Genomic DNA, 912 nt, shown 5'->3' on the forward strand with positions numbered 1-912 from the left:
TTTCTGGTGCGTACCGGGTTGAGAAGCGGTGTAAGTGAACTGCAGTTGCCATGTTTTACGGCAGTGAGAGCAGAGATAGCGCTGATGTCCGGCAGTGCTTTTGCCGTTACGCACCACCCCGTCAGTAGCTGAACAGGAGGGACAGCTGATAGAAACAGAAGCCACTGGAGCACCTCAAAAACACCATCATACACTAAATCAGTAAGTTGGCAGCATCACCCGAAAAAGAAAGATACGAATAGCATTTACACAATACCCGGAATAGACTTTCGTCACTTTTAATTAAAGGGATGTTTTTATGCAGTGGTATTTAGCCGTATTAAAAAATTATGTTGGTTTCTCTGGTCGCGCACGTCGTAAAGAGTACTGGATGTTTACTCTGATTAACGCCATCGTCGGCGCTATTATCAATGTCATTCAATTGATTTTAGGTTTAGAGTTTCCATTCCTTTCTCTCATTTACCTGGCAGCAACAATCATTCCGGTCATTGCTCTGTGTGTTCGTCGTCTGCACGATACTGACCGTTCAGGTGCGTGGGCGCTTCTCTATCTGGTACCGATCATTGGCTGGTTAGTTCTGTTTGTATTTGCCTGTTTAGAAGGCAATTCTGGCAGCAATCGTTACGGAAACGATCCTAAGTTTGGGGTAATGACTCCAACTTACTGATAGTGTTTTATGTTCAGATAATGCCCGATGACCTTGTCATGCAGCTCCACCGATTTTGAGAACGACAGTGACTTCCGTCCCAGCCTTGCCAGATGTTGTCTCAGATTCAGATTATGTCGCTCAATGCGCTGAGTGTAACGCTTGCTGATAACGTGCAGCTTTCCCTTCAGGCGTGATTCATACAGCGGCCAGCCATCCGTCATCCATACCACGACCTCAAAGGCCGACAGCAGGCTCAGAAGACG

At 46.5% G+C, this 912-nt stretch carries 3 protein-coding genes; 1 reads left to right on the top strand and 2 read right to left on the bottom strand.

The window, feature by feature from the left end; translation table 11 throughout:
* A partial coding sequence (locus BFF42_RS18760) for an IS1 family transposase (protein ID WP_000179192.1) occupies positions 1–165 on the bottom strand: 165 nt, incomplete at its 3' end.
* Between the two features lie 133 nt (positions 166–298).
* Between BFF42_RS18760 and BFF42_RS18765 the strand changes: the two genes are divergently transcribed.
* Positions 299–667, top strand: coding sequence for a DUF805 domain-containing protein (locus tag BFF42_RS18765; RefSeq protein WP_001198781.1), 369 nt, complete (start codon positions 299–301; stop codon positions 665–667).
* Here the strand turns inward: BFF42_RS18765 and BFF42_RS18770 are convergent.
* On the bottom strand, positions 661–912 hold a 252-nt coding region (locus BFF42_RS18770; RefSeq protein ID WP_001393792.1), incomplete at its 5' end, for an IS1 family transposase. The genes BFF42_RS18765 and BFF42_RS18770 overlap by 7 nt on opposite strands.

It is taken from the genome of Shigella sp. FC1661, from assembly GCF_001712525.1.
GTDB lineage: Bacteria > Pseudomonadota > Gammaproteobacteria > Enterobacterales > Enterobacteriaceae > Escherichia > Escherichia coli.

Coding starts and splice junctions, on each gene's coding strand:
- BFF42_RS18765 (WP_001198781.1), top strand. CDS start 299: ATGCAGTGGTATTTAGCCGTATTAAAAAATTATGTTGGTTTCTCTGGT.